Origin of the sequence: Flavimarina sp. Hel_I_48 (assembly GCF_000733945.1) — a bacterium.
In the GTDB taxonomy this organism is placed as follows: domain Bacteria; phylum Bacteroidota; class Bacteroidia; order Flavobacteriales; family Flavobacteriaceae; genus Leeuwenhoekiella.
In genome coordinates this window covers 21,283-36,703 of sequence record NZ_JPOL01000003.1, presented here as the reverse complement: position 1 = coordinate 36,703, position 15,421 = coordinate 21,283, and the positions used below count along the sequence as shown (strand labels likewise).

Annotated in this window: 15 protein-coding genes; 5 read left to right on the top strand and 10 right to left on the bottom strand. The window is 41.6% G+C overall.

The window, feature by feature from the left end:
* Positions 1-57: 57 nt before the first annotated feature.
* The 10 genes from P162_RS16060 to P162_RS16015 all read right to left on the bottom strand — a co-directional run bounded on the left by P162_RS16060 (position 58) and on the right by P162_RS16015 (position 8,701).
* The gene (locus P162_RS16060; protein ID WP_031428849.1) at positions 58-1,050 is read right to left on the bottom strand and encodes an FAD binding domain-containing protein; all 993 of its coding nucleotides are present in this window, start codon (positions 1,048-1,050) and stop codon (positions 58-60) included.
* A 100-nt stretch (positions 1,051-1,150) separates the two neighbouring features.
* A complete protein-coding gene (locus tag P162_RS16055) occupies positions 1,151-1,927 on the bottom strand; it encodes a 2Fe-2S iron-sulfur cluster-binding protein (RefSeq protein WP_051908103.1) in 777 nt (258 codons plus the stop codon).
* Positions 1,928-2,063: 136 nt separating this feature from the next.
* On the bottom strand, positions 2,064-3,071 hold the full coding sequence (moaA, locus tag P162_RS16050; protein ID WP_031428847.1) for a GTP 3',8-cyclase MoaA: 1,008 nt from the start codon (positions 3,069-3,071) through the stop codon (positions 2,064-2,066).
* A gap of 1 nt (position 3,072) precedes the next feature.
* Positions 3,073-3,975 carry a bifunctional molybdenum cofactor biosynthesis protein MoaC/MoaB gene (gene moaCB / locus P162_RS16045; protein WP_031428845.1) on the bottom strand — a complete coding sequence of 301 codons (903 nt, stop codon included), beginning with the start codon at positions 3,973-3,975 and terminating at the stop codon, positions 3,073-3,075.
* 186 nt (positions 3,976-4,161) lie between these two features.
* Positions 4,162-4,596, bottom strand: coding sequence for a molybdenum cofactor biosynthesis protein MoaE (locus P162_RS16040; RefSeq protein ID WP_031428843.1), 435 nt, complete (start codon positions 4,594-4,596; stop codon positions 4,162-4,164).
* The gene (locus tag P162_RS16035) at positions 4,593-5,633 is read right to left on the bottom strand and encodes a HesA/MoeB/ThiF family protein (protein WP_031428841.1); all 1,041 of its coding nucleotides are present in this window, start codon (positions 5,631-5,633) and stop codon (positions 4,593-4,595) included. Before P162_RS16035 ends, P162_RS16040 begins: the two co-directional genes overlap by 4 nt.
* Before the next feature lie 2 nt (positions 5,634-5,635).
* Entirely contained in the window at positions 5,636-5,872 is a 237-nt protein-coding gene (locus tag P162_RS16030; RefSeq protein ID WP_031428840.1) for a MoaD/ThiS family protein, read from the bottom strand.
* A 32-nt stretch (positions 5,873-5,904) separates the two neighbouring features.
* On the bottom strand, positions 5,905-7,083 hold the full coding sequence (glp, locus tag P162_RS16025) for a gephyrin-like molybdotransferase Glp (RefSeq protein WP_031428838.1): 1,179 nt from the start codon (positions 7,081-7,083) through the stop codon (positions 5,905-5,907).
* A complete protein-coding gene (locus tag P162_RS16020) occupies positions 7,080-7,685 on the bottom strand; it encodes an NTP transferase domain-containing protein (protein ID WP_051908101.1) in 606 nt (201 codons plus the stop codon). The genes glp and P162_RS16020 overlap by 4 nt, the downstream gene beginning before the upstream one ends.
* 2 nt (positions 7,686-7,687) lie before the next feature.
* Positions 7,688-8,701: an XdhC family protein gene (locus tag P162_RS16015; RefSeq protein ID WP_031428836.1), complete on the bottom strand. Its 1,014-nt coding sequence runs from the start codon at positions 8,699-8,701 to the stop codon at positions 7,688-7,690.
* A gap of 391 nt (positions 8,702-9,092) precedes the next feature.
* Here P162_RS16015 and nirB point away from each other — a divergent pair, with 391 nt between their 5' ends.
* The 5 genes from nirB to P162_RS15990 are packed head-to-tail and all read left to right on the top strand — an operon-like array spanning position 9,093 to position 15,139.
* Positions 9,093-11,597: a nitrite reductase large subunit NirB gene (nirB, locus tag P162_RS16010; RefSeq protein ID WP_031428834.1), complete on the top strand. Its 2,505-nt coding sequence runs from the start codon at positions 9,093-9,095 to the stop codon at positions 11,595-11,597.
* A 37-nt stretch (positions 11,598-11,634) separates the two neighbouring features.
* The gene (gene nirD / locus P162_RS16005; protein ID WP_031428833.1) at positions 11,635-12,012 is read left to right on the top strand and encodes a nitrite reductase small subunit NirD; all 378 of its coding nucleotides are present in this window, start codon (positions 11,635-11,637) and stop codon (positions 12,010-12,012) included.
* Positions 12,013-12,026: 14 nt separating this feature from the next.
* Positions 12,027-12,602 carry a DUF4202 domain-containing protein gene (locus P162_RS16000; RefSeq protein ID WP_031428832.1) on the top strand — a complete coding sequence of 192 codons (576 nt, stop codon included), beginning with the start codon at positions 12,027-12,029 and terminating at the stop codon, positions 12,600-12,602.
* A 9-nt stretch (positions 12,603-12,611) separates the two neighbouring features.
* Positions 12,612-14,414, top strand: a complete 1,803-nt coding sequence (locus tag P162_RS15995) for a type IV pili methyl-accepting chemotaxis transducer N-terminal domain-containing protein (protein WP_241077818.1) — start codon at positions 12,612-12,614, stop codon at positions 14,412-14,414.
* 32 nt (positions 14,415-14,446) lie between these two features.
* Entirely contained in the window at positions 14,447-15,139 is a 693-nt protein-coding gene (locus P162_RS15990) for a response regulator transcription factor (RefSeq protein WP_241077817.1), read from the top strand.
* Positions 15,140-15,421: the final 282 nt, after the last annotated feature.

The following is a 15,421-nucleotide window of genomic DNA, read 5'->3' as shown; positions in this document are numbered from 1 at the left end:
GAACTATTTCTTCTTTTGATCTGTATATATTATGATCATCAATGGAATAGTTTCTTGTTATACCTTATCGCCTGCAAGCGCCACATTTAGTGCCCGTATAATGGATTGCTTACCCATGGGTACTTTATAAGCGTTGTGTTCCAGCGTTTTTGCCTCGTTCATTTCTGCATCTGCAGCGGCTTCAAAATTGCTCGCGGTTGCTTCTTTTCCCTCCAGAAACTTTTCAGCAGCATACGCGCGCCAGGGTTTGTGGGAAACACCACCCATGGCAATACGTGATTTTTTAATTGTATTACCTTCCAGTTCCAGTCCCGCTGCAACTGAAATTAACGCAAAGGCATAACTCGAACGATCACGGACTTTCAAATAATAGCTATTGGCTGCAAAATTATTCTCCGGAATCTCCATGGATGTAATAAGTTCGCCATGTTCCAGCACATTATCTTTTTCAGGAGCGTCCCCAGGTAAACGGTGATAATCTACAAAAGGAATAGTACGTTTATTACCGTTTGCATCTGCAATAGTCACGGTAGCATCAAGAGCGGCAAGCGCGATACACATATCTGATGGATGCGTTGCAACACAATTCTCGCTCCAGCCAAATATGGCGTGCAGGTGATTTTGTCCTTCCAGAGCCCCGCAACCCGTTCCCGGTTCGCGTTTATTACAAGGCATTGCCGTATCAAAAAAGTAGGGACAACGTGTGCGCTGGTTTGGGTTCCCACCGTTAGTCGCCATATTCCTGATCTGTCCTGAGGCACCGGCAAGGATCGCGAGGGAAAGCATGGGGAAATTCTTCCTCACCATGGGATGGTTTGCGGTTTCCGTATTGCTTACCAAAGCACCAAGGGATAGACCTTTATCGGTTTCTTTGATTGTTTTTAGCTCTAAGGTTCCCAGGTCAACCAACTCATCTGGTCGCTCCACATCTTCTTTCATCAAGTCTAGGAGGTTTGTTCCCCCCGCCAAATATCTGGCATTTTTATTTTCCGCCAGGGAAGACATAGCCTGTGCGGTATCTTCGGGTTTAGTATATGTAAATGGTCTCATGCTTTTCTTTTAAAATTAATTACTTCAAAAAGGGGATAAATTGCCCGATTTTCAGCTAAAATCGTCGGTTTTTAGTACGTTTCAGTCGGTATTTACGTACTTATTGCCAGTTATAATCCGTTTCCCTTCCCTGATGCACTTCCTGAATGGCTGCGACTATATTTGTATAAGCTCCACAACGACAGATGTTACCAGACATCCGCTCCCGTACTTCTTCATCAGATAGCGTAAGGTTTTTTGAAACATCCATAATATCTTCGGTCACATAACTTGCATCACCGTTTTTCGCCTCATCCATTAGCGCTACCGAGGAACAGATCTGACCTGATGTGCAATAGCCACATTGAAATCCGTCATTCTTAATAAAGGCCTTTTGCACGGGGTGAAGTACATTATCTTCTGCAAGACCTTCTATACTTGTCACTTGTTTACCCTCACAACTTGCGGCGAGCGTAAGACAGGAAAGTACGCGCTTACCATCTACGATAACCGTACATGCGCCACACTGCCCGTGATCACACCCTTTTTTTGTTCCCGTAAGCTGTAGTCTCTCCCTTAAGGTATCAAGCAAAGTTACCCTGGAATCCAGGTTTAGGTTTTCTACCTTTTTATTAATGGTAAAGGAAACGTCTACCGAGTTTTTATATGGAACCGGAGGCGTAAGAGTTGCATTTTCACCAGCAAATACGTTGTCTATTGAAATCAATTGGGAAGCCATAAGGCTCAAACCTGCAACAGAACTCTGACCCAAAAAGCGACGCCGGGATTTACCAAAAATGCCCAACTGGTCAAAAATGGATTTTTCATCTGCTGACAACTGGAGCTCCTGCTCATCAGCCTGTAATTCTTTATTCATATTATCTTTGTACTCTTTCATAATAATAGCAAATTGTGCAGTCCTTTCCCAAAAAAAAGAACGTACGGGTGTAAAATTCAGAAGTTATAAAGTTAAATCGTGAGGTGTCAATAATCAATGTAAATAAGCCCCAGAAATGTTATATTTAAGTTAATCGCTAACCCCCTATGGTGATCATACTGCGATTATTAGAATGATTTTCAGGATTTTCCAGCTTCTCAGAAGTATTCATCCCCGCGCGGACTGCTTTTTTCTTTAGTAAAAGATTTTGAATAAGCGGTTCTATTTTTCCGCCGTTGCGGAAGGTTTCCAATAAATTGGTTTCATTATTTGAGAACAGACAATTTTTTATCGTTCCATTTGCGGTTAGCCGTATACGGTTGCACGAGTCGCAAAAAGGATTGGTAACCGAACTTATGATCCCAAAATTCCCTTTAAAACCGCTGACCTGATAATTGCGCGCGGTAAAATTTTTCTCATTGGGAAGTCGCTCCACACGTGACTCTCCAAAGAAAGCATTTGCTCGATCAAGTATCTCCCGTTCAGAAACCAGTTTTGATTTGTTCCACTGGTTGCCGTCAAAGGGCATAAATTCTATAAAACGTACGCTCAACTTTCGGTCTTGCGTAAGTGCAATAAAATCTGTGATTTCTTCCTGGTTGAAATTGTTCATCAGGACCACGTTAAGCTTAACATTAAAATCTTCTTCAATAAGCTTGTTAATGTTATTGAACGCGCGGTGAAACTGATCCCTTTTGGTTATTGTCCTGAATTTATCGGTTTTTAAGGTGTCCAGACTGGCATTGATATCCCAGATACGATATTTTTTAAAATCCTCCAGATAACGATCTACTAAAATAGCGTTTGTCGTTATGGAAAGACGCACCGGGAGTTCTGAAAGTGCTGCGGCAATTTCAGAAAAATCTTTTCGCAGTAAGGGTTCGCCACCGGTAAGGCGTATTTTATCCACGCCATTTTCCACAAAAATACGCGCAATTGCGATTATTTCCTTAGCGGTCATCAATTGCTCGCGAGGAGTAAGCATGACCCCTTCTTCTGGCATACAATAGGTACAGCGCAAATTACACTTTTCTATAAGTGAAATGCGCAGGTAATTATGCTGTCTTCCGAAAGAATCCTGTAAAATAGCTGTGGTGTTACCCATATTAATGTGCTTCTCCTTTTAAAATTGAAAATATATGAAATAAGTGCGGCAAAACCGCATCTAGCGATTCACCTACCCCTTTTGAACTACCGGGCAATGCCATGATCAAACTGTTGCCTATCGTACCTACCACACTTCTGGAAAGCATCGCGTAAGGCATGCGGTCCTGACCATAGCTTCTTATTTTTTCCTCCACCCCGGTGATTCGCTTATCAAGTAGTGGTAGAAGCGCTTCTGGCGTAACATCCCTGGGGGACAATCCTGTACCGCCGCTGATGATAACAAAATTTCTTTCTTTGACCAGTTCCTTGATTTGCTGCTGTATGGCATCAACCTCATCTGGAATCACTACGACCTGAGCGGCTATGTCAAACTGTTGCAAACGTTCTTTAATCAGTTTGCCTGATCTGTCTTCTGCAGTTCCTTTGGAAACCCGGTCTGAACAAACGACGATTCCCGCCTTAATTCCGTCTGTTTTTGGTGGTTTATAGGTGCTTTTGCCGCCTTTTTTGTCTAAAAGTTTGATACTGCCTATCTCAATCCCTTTGTCGATAGGTTTCAACATATCATACATATTTAGGGCAACAATACTTGCACCATGCATGGCTTCTACCTCTACCCCGGTCTTGTAAATGGTTTTAACGGTCATTTTTACCAAAATTTCCAGTCCTTGTATTTCGTATTCAATGCCCGTAAATTCTATGGGCATAGGATGACAGTCCGGCAACAGGTCTGCGGTTTTCTTTACACCCAGTAATCCGGCGGCTTTACTCATCGCAAAAACGTTCCCTTTAGGCACTTTATCTTCCTTAATGGCCTCAATAGTTGCCTGATGACTTACTTTGACAATAGCCTGGGCGGTCGCGCTGCGTAACGTATTGGATTTATGGGTAATATCAACCATTCTTAAGTATTATTATTGGGTATTTTTATTGGTATTGTTATTGAAATTATTTTGGGTATTGTTTATTTCTTTTGGCTGAGGGTAGAATCAATATCACTAATTTCCAACGTACCAATCAATAGTATAATAAAGCTACTATATTACTATGAGTGTTTTTGGTGTAGCGATAGCGAAATCAAAAAAGTATCAACCATTCTTCTTCCATTGATAATCCGCATCATCAAAATATTCTTTTCCAAAAAGCGGAACTTCTGTCTTGATTCGATTAACAATATATTCCGTGGCTTCGTAAACGTGTGGCCTGTGCCCTGCGGAAACAAATACAAAAATACAAATTTCCCCTACCGCAACCTTCCCAATACTATGGTAAACATGCATACATACCAGGTCAAATTTATCAAAAGCGTCCTCCCTGATCTGCGCTACTTTCTTCTCCGCCATTTCTTCATAATGGGAAAATTCAATACCTGTAACGGTTTTTTTATCAACAGTATCTGCGCGCACCTGACCTAAAAAAATATTGTGCGCCCCAATACGCGTCTTACTTTGATGCTTGGCAATTGAATCTGCTATGAATTGCGCCGGTATGGCGCCGTCTATGAATATATTTTTCTTGCTCATGATACTAATTGTTCTAGTTCTGGTGCATTTTCTTTGAGACAGTACACCTCGTCAAAATCACTTTCTTTAAGCAGTTTATAACTGCTTTTACTTCGTTTTCCACTCTGGCAGAAAATAAAAATAGGTTGGTCACGTGGCAATTCGCCCAGTGCATCACGCAGGTTTTGAACCGAAATTTGAACCAAATTAGGCAGTTTTATAGTCGGTTTTTCCTGTTTTTCACGTACATCCAGAAATATTCCGTTTTTTTCCTTTGCGGAAGAAAAATCAATCATGCGCAGTTCCTGCAAATGTTCTTTTTCAAAACGCTGTTGGGTAATACTGATCCTTTCATTTTTTTTAAACCGAAAAATTTCCTGCTTGTTCGATAACCCATCCTTGAGAAGCAATTGCCCTGAAAGTACTTCACCAATACCCAAAATTATTTTCATCACTTCATTCGCCTGTAGCATCCCTGCCAGTGCCACAGAAGTACCAAGAACTCCGGCTTCCGCACAACTTGGTGCCTCTTTTGGCGGATTGGGAAATAAACACCTGTATGTTGGGCCGTTGTTATAATTGAACACCGAAACCTGCGCCTGAAAACGGTAAATGGAAGCATGTACAAAAGGCTTGTTGCAAAGAACACAGGCATCGTTAATCAGATAACGTGCGGCAATGGCATCAGTGGCATCTACGATCAAATCATAGGATTTAACCGTTTCCTGGGCATTTTTACCGGTAAAATAGCCATTTATTGCGGCAATTTCGACATTTGGATTGAGCGCTTTTAATCTTTTTTCGGCAATAGTAACTTTCGGTTTTAAAATATCGGCATCGGTATAAAGCACTTGTCTGTGCAAGTTGCTTTGGGAAACCACATCGCCATCCATTAGTCCAATATGACCAATTCCGGAAGCGACCAAATACGGTAAAACGGCACATCCTAGTCCGCCAGCTCCTATAACCAGGACGCGTGCGTTTTTTAATTTTTCCTGTCCTGTCATTCCCACTTGCGGCAAATTAACCTGCCTGCTGTATCTGTTGTTTTCAATCATTTTTATCCTCCTGCAAAAGCCGATAATATGGCAATTTCGTCTGTTTCCTCTATTTTTAATTCCTGTGTGGGATCAATAAGATTATGGTTTAACGCCACCTGAAAATCGCCCTGTTCAAGGTTGTATTTTTTTTGTAATTCTAGAAGTAAATTGAATAACGTGGTATTAGGCAGCGTGAGTTGCTCACTTTCACAACCGGTCTTATCGGCAATTTCACCGTAATAATGAACTTTTTGCATGGTGTGGGTTTGTAGGTTTAAAATTTCAGGCTTTAAAACTGATCCAGTGCTATATATTCAATTTCATTTCCTTTTTCTAATTGGGCTGTTTCGGCAGGAACGATCAGCAAAGCATTACAGATCGCAAACGCTTTTAGCATGGAAGACGCTTGTCCCGTTAACTGATGGGCTTTCCCTTCATATACGGTCGCTTTTATGAACAAAACCTTACCAAAGGTATTCGTAACAGGTGTTTCCAGTACTGCTTTTTGCAACTTGTTTTTATAATCTTTGAAGCCTTTTATTTTCCGTAAAGCGGGCCAGACGTAAACATAAAAACAGGTCAGACTAGAACCAGGATTGCCGGGAAGCGCAAATACATGTTTCTGATCCTTTTTACCATACCAAAGGGGTTTACCGGGTTTTTGGTTTATTTTATAAAAAAACTCCTCCACCTTATTGATTTCCAACGCTTCTTTCACAAAATCATAATCGCCCACTGAAATCCCACCTGAAATAAGCACAAAATCACAACGTTCCAACAATCCGTGAATGGCATTTACGGTACTTTTAAGAGCGTCACCCACTTTTTTCACTTCAATCTGATGAATACCGGCACGTTTAAGCGCCATTTGTAGGGTGATGGCGTTGCTTTCATAAATCTGACCTTCCTGCAGAGGCTTGCCCAGCTCCTGAAGTTCGTTACCGGTTACGAGTATACCAACCTTTGGAAATTTATAAACCGATACTTCGTCAATACCCAAGCCCGCTAAAAAACCAATGGCAGCTTCATTAAGTAATGTCCCTTCCTCAAGTACCAAATCGCCCTTTTTTACCTGCTCCCCAATGGGCCTGATATTCGAACCTTTGTTGGGCATTTTATCGATAAGCATTATCTCGTCGGTACGCGAAGTATGCTCTTGAATGACTACGGTATCTGCATCATCTGGAACCCGCGCACCTGTAAAGATACGTACGGCCTGGCCAGGGTTGAGTGCTTGATCTGTTGCAGCACCCGCCTGGACTTCCCCAATTACGGTATATTCTTTTTCATCAGACCATTTTATGGCATATCCATCCATTGCAGATTGCCGGAAGGGCGGCATGGAAATAGTCGTAAACACATCTTCAGCTAAAACATGCGCAAAAGCTTCTGCAATAGGAATTTTGACTTTTTTACCGGCTTGCGTTTGCTCCTCTATACATTTTAGTGCCTCTTTGACTGCAATCATATATTTTGGGATTTTAGAAATGCCTCATAATCGGCTGGAGTGTCAATATCATTTAGTTTTTCAACCGATTTAACACCAATAACGGGAATGGAAGGATCATTGAGAAAATCTTTTGCTCCAGAATCGGTTGTGAATCCTGTCAAAATATCAAAATACGGTTTTGAAAATAAAGAAGGAACGCCATAAAAACCGCCATAATCAGAAGCAATGACCGTATCTGGACGTTCCTCAAAATTGGTTATGATTTTTTCGAGATAGTTGGCATCAATATTCGGTTGATCTGCTAAAAGGATAAGAATTCCGGTAGTTTTCGGTTCCCTTTCAAGAATGGCTTTTGCCCCTTCAGAAATACTTTTGCCTATTCCCTCTTCCCACTGCGCATTTTCGATAATGCTAATGTCATGATTTGCAATTACCGGTTTTATTGCTTCGGCGTTGGCGCCCAGCACACAATAAACTCCGGAAACGCGCGCTTTTTCTGCAGAGCGCAAAGCCAGTTCGATGAGGGTTAAATCTGCTACGGGCAGCAATTGTTTTGGTTTGCCCATGCGTTTGGATTTCCCTGCCGCCAGTACAAGTATTTTTATATTTTGTGATGTCATAACTAGGAATGTATCTGCCCTATAGTTTCCCTTAGGGAATAAGGGGTTTTGTCACGGGTGACCGAAACAATTTCCGAAAGGATGGAAAGCGCTATTTCTTCCGGGGTAATCGCCCCCAGGTTGAGTCCCGCTGGACTGTATATTTTTTCCAGATATTCAAGCGCAAGTTCTGGCGCATGTTCTAAAAGATCATTTTGTAACTGGTCCCTGCGCTTCGATGAACCCAAAAGTCCCAAATATGCCACATCCACGCTTTGTAAGCGCAATAAAAACTTGAGATCCTGCGCATAATTGTGGGTCATCAGGACTACAGCGGTTTGCTCATCTAGAGTTTCCATTACCAGTGTTTCAGGAGTTGCGGAAGAAACTGTTGCCGCACCCGGAAAATTCATTTCCGTTTTAGGATCGTTTACCGAAGTGATGATATCCACCTGCCAGCCCAATAATGCGGCGCTGTTGCAAAGCTTCACGGCGTCGTGTTCCCCACCAATGATTAGCAATTTAAAAAGGGGCTGCATGGTCTGTTCAAATTGGGAATTTGATCCATCAGGTGAAAAATTGGTCGAAAAAGGCATTTTTTCACCATGTTCGGTATAAAATACCGAACCAAAATTGCCATACGCTTCATCTTCCTTTCTATAAAAACTACTTATATAGAATGGACGCCTCTGGTTGATTGCATTATAAAATTGCGTTACATATTCCGTAGAAAGCGTAAAAGGCTCCAGTAAAATATATAAAATTCCCTCGCAGCCCAGTCTATAGCGACCGTCGTACGTGATCACTTTTGGCTTTTGATCTTTAAACACCGTGGCTGCGCGATGCTGAACTTCCTTCTCAACACAGCCGCCACTCACCGCACCAGTCATCAGTCCATTTTCTGAAAGCAACATGCGCACGCCAGGTTTGCGGTATGATGAACCGTCAAGAGCAACCACGGTGGCGAGTACGGACTGTATTCCGTTCTCCTGATCGCGTCTCGCCTGCGCCACTATGGCTATAAATTCATGCGTCATTGATAAACTATTTATAAAGTAGGTAATTGAAAAGGAATAGTCCTATACGTTTTATAAAGAAAGCCATTTTCCCTTTAATTTAATCGATATTTCACTACAAAACTTACATTTTACAGTTGTTCTTTACCTGTAAAGTTAATGCAACGGATTTAACCCATTTTGCGGATTAGGAAGAGTTTAAGGGGTTTTAAAAGTGTTTACACAGAATAATAGTGTACAATTTTGAAATCGAGAAAGTTTCGCAAGAAAATGCATCAAGAATTTTGGATTATAAAACCAGGTTTATTCCTACTGAAAAACATTTCCATTATTAAAAAATATTAAGTCCATAGGTTCCTACGTATATTAAATTAAGTATATTTACTTAAATTTAAATCAAAATACGTAGGTCATGAAAAAAGTCATTGTTATAGGAAATGGTATGGTGGGTTTTAAATTCTGTGAGAAACTCGCTGCACACGTTGATTTTGAAGCCTTTGAAATTACGGTATTTGGTGAGGAACCAAGACCTGCTTATGATCGGGTTCACCTAAGTGCATATTTTTCAGAGAAATCTGCTGATGAGCTGCTTCTTGCTCCCTTAAACTGGTATGCAGACCATGGCATTAGCCTACGTACTTCTGAACTGGTAACCGCTATTGATGTCGAAGCCAAAAAAATACGTACCCATAAAGAAAATGAACTGACCTATGACTATTTGATTCTTGCAACGGGCTCCTCCCCTTTCGTGCCACCCATTAAAGGCGCTGACAAGGAAGGTGTTTTTGTCTACCGAACCTTAGAAGACCTCGATGCTATGAAGGCCTACGCGGGTAAGCTCAAAACAAAAGGTAAAAAGAACGCAGTAGTCCTGGGCGGCGGCTTATTAGGTTTAGAAGCTGCAAACGCAGCAAAAGAGCTAGGTATGGATGCCCATGTGGTAGAATTTGCAGACCGCCTAATGCCGCGTCAACTGGATCAGGCGGCGAGCGATATGCTGCAATCTAAAATAGAAGCTCTGGGGATAGGGATTCACTTAAACAAAGCTACCAAAGAAATTAGTGGTGACGATGCAATACAGCGTATGGACTTTTCAGATGATACCCACCTGAATGCGGATATGCTTATTATTTCCGCAGGAATACGCCCGAGGGACGAATTGGCAAGAGTATGTGGTTTGCAAGTAGGTCCGCGAGGTGGTATTTATGTTAATGAAAAAATGCAGACCACACAGGAAGGTATTTATGCAATAGGCGAAGTAGCCTTGTATAATGAAGGTATTTATGGACTGGTTGCGCCTGGTTATGAGATGGCAGACGTGGCAGTAGCGCAGATTACAGGGGGACAAAAGACCATGGCCGCTTCTATAGATATGTCAACCCAATTAAAACTTATAGGTACCGAAGTAGCAAGTTTTGGTGACCCGTTTATTGAAAATAAAGAAGTCGTTGCCATCACATATGTGAATAAACATAGCGGAATCTACAAGCGCATCAACGTCGCAAAAGATGGTACACGCTTGTTTGGTGGTATACTAGTGGGTGATTCTTCTGCCTACAACAGCTTGTTCCAGATCTATTATAATGCAATGAAACTTCCAGAGAATCCCGAAGATCTTATCCTGGGATCCCGTGGCGGGGAGAGCATTCTTGGTAGCGTGCTCGACCTACCTGATACAGCGCAGATCTGCTCTTGTGAAAGTGTTTCAAAAGGCGCAATCTGCACCAGCCTTGAAAATGGAAGTTGTTTGGATTTAAAATCCATTATATTGAATACTAAAGCTACCACTGGCTGTGGCGGTTGCAAGCCCATGGTGGTAGATCTGGTCAATGAAACCTTAAAATCCTTAGGAAAAGAAATAAAAGACACAATTTGTGAACATTTTGAATACAGTCGGCAGGAGCTGTACGATCTGGTAAAAGTAAAGAAATTACAAAATTTTGAAGAAGCCCTGTCGCAGTTGGGCAAAGGTTGTGGCTGCGAGATTTGCAAGCCGGTAATAGCTTCCATATTTTCCAGTATTTATATGGAAACGGCCAATAAACAACCGGTTATTCAAGATACAAATGACCGTTTTCTAGCAAATATTCAGCGTAATGGGACCTATTCTATTGTGCCCAGGGTACCCGGCGGCGAGATCACGCCAGATAAACTTATCGTCTTGGGGCAGTTGGCAAAAAAGTACGATCTCTATACTAAAATCACTGGCGGACAGCGAATCGATCTTTTTGGTGCCCATCTTCACGAGCTGCCCCTTATCTGGAAAGAACTTATAGCCGTTGGCTTTGAGAGCGGCCATGCGTACGGTAAATCCTTGCGTACCGTAAAAAGCTGTGTAGGCTCTACCTGGTGCCGCTACGGGATGCACGAGTCGGTAAGCTTTGCGATAGAGATAGAAAACCGGTACAGGGGCTTGCGCTCGCCCCATAAACTTAAAGGCGGAGTCTCCGGATGTATTCGGGAATGTGCAGAAGCACGGGGTAAAGATTTTGGTCTTATTGCAGTAGATGGGGGGTGGAATCTTTATGTATGCGGTAATGGTGGCGTAACGCCCAGACATGCTATTCTACTGGCAGAACAATTAGATGACGAGACTTGTGTTAAGTATTTGGACCGTTTCTTAATGTTTTACATCCGTACAGCGGCGCCCTTGATGCGTACCGCGCCCTGGTTGGAAAAACTGGATGGTGGTATTGAATATCTCAAGAAAGTGGTCCTAGAAGACAGTCTGGGAATTGCGGAAGATCTAGAACACGAGATGCAACAGTTGGTCAATAAGTATGAATGTGAATGGAAACAAGCCATTGAAGATCCTGCGATGATGTCCAGATTTAAGCATTTTGTAAATTCTGACGATACCGATGACAACGTTGAATTTGTTTCCCTAAGAGATCAAAAAATGCCAAAAAAATGGTAATAACCTCAACCACCAAACTTAAAATCCTATCCTGATTATGGAAGAACTGCTCAATAACTACAATACTGTGCGGCCCAGTGAAGCCGCAACATGGGTCAAAGTAGGCAACATTAACGATTTTCCCGAAAATGGGGGCGCCTGTATAAAGCACCAGAACAAACAAATAGCCGTATTCAACTTCACCTTAAAATCTAGCTGGTATGCCTGCCAGAATCTATGTCCGCATAAAATGGAGATGGTACTTTCCCGCGGTATGATAGGTGATATGGAAAGCATCCCAAAGGTTGCCTGCCCATTACATAAAAAAACCTTTTCCCTTGAAGATGGCTCCAATTTAAATGGCGAAGATTATAAAATCGCTGTCTATCCCGTAAAAATTGAGGATAATATGGTGTATATTGGTTTTGCAGAATAAGAAAATTATATACCATGCCGCTACAGGAAGCCCTAGAAGCTATAGATGCACATAATGCGCAAGACCCCAATCACGAGGAAGTCAATGGAAATAAAGTTCCAAAGGAATTATTATATTCCCAGCGCATGACGCAACAACTGCTTCATTTTGAACCCGAAGCAAGCGAGGCCCTGCAAATTGCTGCACGTGCACAGCATATATGCCGCTGGAAGAGTCCGCGGGATGCTTATCCTCAAGATCGGGTAGGTTATTTAAAATGGCGCGAAGATTTAAAAAAAATGCATGCAGAACTAACCGGAAGTATTTTGGAAGGCCTGCACTATTCAAAAGAGGCTATTGAAAGGGTCAGGTTTTTGATACGTAAAAAAATGATCAAGAAAGAAGAAGAATCACAAATACTCGAAGATGTTATATGCCTTGTTTTTCTTCAGTATTACTTTGAGCATTTCGCCTCAAAACACCCCGATGAAAAAATAATCGATATTATTCAGAAAACATGGTCAAAGATGTCTCCTAAAGGTCATCGCAGCGCTTTAAAACTTCCACTAAGCGAAAGGACTAAAGATCTTGTGGGCAAAGCCCTGGCTTAAATGGAACATATGTTAAGCTTAGACCAGCGCACCTTTAAAAAACTCAGGCGTTTATATATAATTGCCTTAAGTCTTATTGCACTTTCTGTACTTATAAGCCAGTCCCTGGTACGTAAATTTCTGGACGCACAATCAACAGATTCAACAGTTATAAATATTGCCGGTCGACAGCGTATGCTGAGCCAGAAACTTACAAAAGAAGCGTATCAGTTAGTAAATAGCACAGATGCTGAATCCCGTTCCATTCTTCAAGACACCCTCAAAGCCACACGGCAGCTATGGCGCGATAGTCACCTAGCACTGCAGCGCGGTAGCGATTCCCTGGATATTCCTGATAAGAATTCTAAAAAAATAGCAACCTCCTATCAGACAATCAATCCCATTTTTGATTCCATTTATAAAGCAGCTGAGGTGTTGGTAGCGGATACCATAGATAATGAAGTTTCTAACGTTGAACTTCAAAAAGCATTAACCAACATTGAAGCTTATGAAGGGCAGTTTTTAGATTTGATGGATCATATCGTGAACCAATACGATCAGGAAGCAGAAGCCAAAATTGAACGACTGCGGTCTGTGGAACTTGTGCTGGTCATTATCACCCTCCTACTGCTGCTGCTTGAGTTTATATTTATTTTTTGGCCCACTGCAAAAATGGTCAAAAAGGTAATGGCAGAACTAATTACGGCAGAAAAACGTTCTAAGAAGATGGCCCTGGATGCTGATTCCCTCTCAGAAGCAAAAGAAAAACTCCTTTGGGAGTCTACAGCGCTAAACCAGGCTATGGATAAGACTTTGCTCTTTGTACGCGTAGATACTGATGGAAATTTACTCCACACAGGGGACAAATTCAAAAAACTATTTAACCTGAGTTTCCTTAACGGAACAGAAAAATTGAGCGAGGTGATCTCTACCGTTGTAGCAGAGCAACGCGCGCTGGAGCAGATTCTACAGGATCACCGCAAGACCGGCTGGCAGGGAGAACTCAAAGCAACCGCCCCCAGCGGTAGGGATCTATGGCTTGAAATGTCCCTGCTTCCATTTATGCGTGGCAACAACAAAAGTGAATTATTGATCATATTCCTGGATATAACCAAAAGAAGGGAAGCGCACGAAGAAATAGAACGCCTTACCAAAGCGCGTTTTGAAGAGCGTATCATTCATCAAAAGACAATTTCCAGACAGCTCATTGAAAATCAGGAACAAGAACAAAAACGAATCGCACAAGATCTACATGATGGTATAGGGCAAATGCTTACGGGTCTAAAATACAACCTGGAGAGCATAGACCTCAGCGATTTAGAAAAAACGGAGAAAAAATTAGAAAATCTCAAAATGCTTTCCCTTGAAATTATCAAGGGCATACGTACGGCCACCTTTAATCTCACCCCGCCAGAACTCACAGACCACGGTCTGGTACCCGCACTGGCAAAACTTGCCAAAGAACTTAGTAATCTCACTGGTAATGCCATACAGCTCGAAAACAAAACGGACTTTAATAAACGCCTGGATCTGCTTATTGAAATCAACGCGTATCGTATTACTCAGGAAGCGATTAATAACGCCATTAAATATGCAGCCTCAGATTATATTCTCGTTCGGATTGCGCATAGTCCAAACTTACTGAGTATATCCATTAATGATAACGGTAAAGGATTTGAAACTGAAGAAACAAAAAAGGAGCGTCGCGGAGATGGCGGTATGGGAATGACCTTCATGCGGGAGCGTACCAATTACATTAATGGCAGACTTTTCGTAAATTCGGAGCTTGAAAAAGGTACACGTATAACCTTAAATATTCCTATAGACCAATAATGGTCTTAATAAAGATGTGGTAAAACAGATTTATGCCACTAACAAAGGATACTATAGCTATGGAAACACTTCAGGTAATATTAGCAGATGATCATGTTTTAGTACGCGATGGCCTTAAAGCGCTATTGGAAGATGAGCGTGATATTCACGTTCTTGATGAAGCTTCTAACGGTAGGGAGGCTCTTGAGGTCATTGCTAAACACCAGCCCCATGTGCTCGTGGTAGATATACGTATGCCAGAATTAAATGGTATAGAGGTAGTGCATGCCGTTAAAAAAGATTTCCCTGACGTCAAAACCCTGGTACTTTCTATGCACGATAGCGAGGAGTACGTTTTACAATCTATTCAGGCTGGTGCAGATGGTTATCTACTCAAAGGATCCAGTAAGGAAGAGTTTTTAAAAGCGCTTCAAACCATAGCTTCCGGAGAGAAATATTTTGCTGGTGAACTTTCTTCAATCATCATTAATAATTTCGTCAACGGGAAAACCACCGGCCAACCAGAACCTGCACAAGAATCTATTACGGAAGAATACAGCCTAACCAAACGCGAACACCAAATCCTGGGACTTGTTCTTGAGGGTCTAAGCAATAAAGAAATTGGCGATAAGCTGTCTATAAGTAAACGCACTGCAGAAGTGCACCGCTTCAATCTAATGAAAAAGTTAGATGTAAAAAATTTAATAGAATTGGCCAATAAGGCAACTAAGTATAATGTTGCCTAGGGATATTGTGGTGTATAGTTCTGCCCATTATTGATACTATGCATGGCTATTTCTTTTTTATAGAATATACTTCATCATTAAAAGTTCACTTTTTTTAATTGGCATACCGCAATCCAAACGGGAGTTATTTGGTTGAATATACGTAACTAACCTTCAAAAATTTTCTTTACTTTCAGAAAGCAGCTTCCATTCTATTATTGATTTTTGGAAAAAACAAGGTTCTTTTCAATGTTATATTATTGATGTGTAAGATTTATTGCTCCCAATTTTTAATATCCTTAA

Bases quoted from the DNA above. Each gene is read 5' to 3' on its own strand.
- P162_RS16040 (WP_031428843.1), bottom strand. From the start codon at position 4,596: ATGAGCAAGAAAAATATATTCATAGACGGCGCCATACCGGCGCAATTC.
- moaCB (WP_031428845.1), bottom strand. From the start codon at position 3,975: ATGGTTGATATTACCCATAAATCCAATACGTTACGCAGCGCGACCGCC.
- P162_RS16035 (WP_031428841.1), bottom strand. From the start codon at position 5,633: ATGATTGAAAACAACAGATACAGCAGGCAGGTTAATTTGCCGCAAGTG.
- P162_RS15990 (WP_241077817.1), top strand. From the start codon at position 14,447: ATGCCACTAACAAAGGATACTATAGCTATGGAAACACTTCAGGTAATA.
- P162_RS15995 (WP_241077818.1), top strand. From the start codon at position 12,612: ATGTTAAGCTTAGACCAGCGCACCTTTAAAAAACTCAGGCGTTTATAT.
- P162_RS16030 (WP_031428840.1), bottom strand. From the start codon at position 5,872: ATGCAAAAAGTTCATTATTACGGTGAAATTGCCGATAAGACCGGTTGT.
- nirD (WP_031428833.1), top strand. From the start codon at position 11,635: ATGGAAGAACTGCTCAATAACTACAATACTGTGCGGCCCAGTGAAGCC.
- nirB (WP_031428834.1), top strand. From the start codon at position 9,093: ATGAAAAAAGTCATTGTTATAGGAAATGGTATGGTGGGTTTTAAATTC.
- P162_RS16015 (WP_031428836.1), bottom strand. From the start codon at position 8,701: ATGACGCATGAATTTATAGCCATAGTGGCGCAGGCGAGACGCGATCAG.
- P162_RS16000 (WP_031428832.1), top strand. From the start codon at position 12,027: ATGCCGCTACAGGAAGCCCTAGAAGCTATAGATGCACATAATGCGCAA.
- P162_RS16055 (WP_051908103.1), bottom strand. From the start codon at position 1,927: ATGAAAGAGTACAAAGATAATATGAATAAAGAATTACAGGCTGATGAG.
- P162_RS16060 (WP_031428849.1), bottom strand. From the start codon at position 1,050: ATGAGACCATTTACATATACTAAACCCGAAGATACCGCACAGGCTATG.
- moaA (WP_031428847.1), bottom strand. From the start codon at position 3,071: ATGGGTAACACCACAGCTATTTTACAGGATTCTTTCGGAAGACAGCAT.
- P162_RS16020 (WP_051908101.1), bottom strand. From the start codon at position 7,685: ATGACATCACAAAATATAAAAATACTTGTACTGGCGGCAGGGAAATCC.
- glp (WP_031428838.1), bottom strand. From the start codon at position 7,083: ATGATTGCAGTCAAAGAGGCACTAAAATGTATAGAGGAGCAAACGCAA.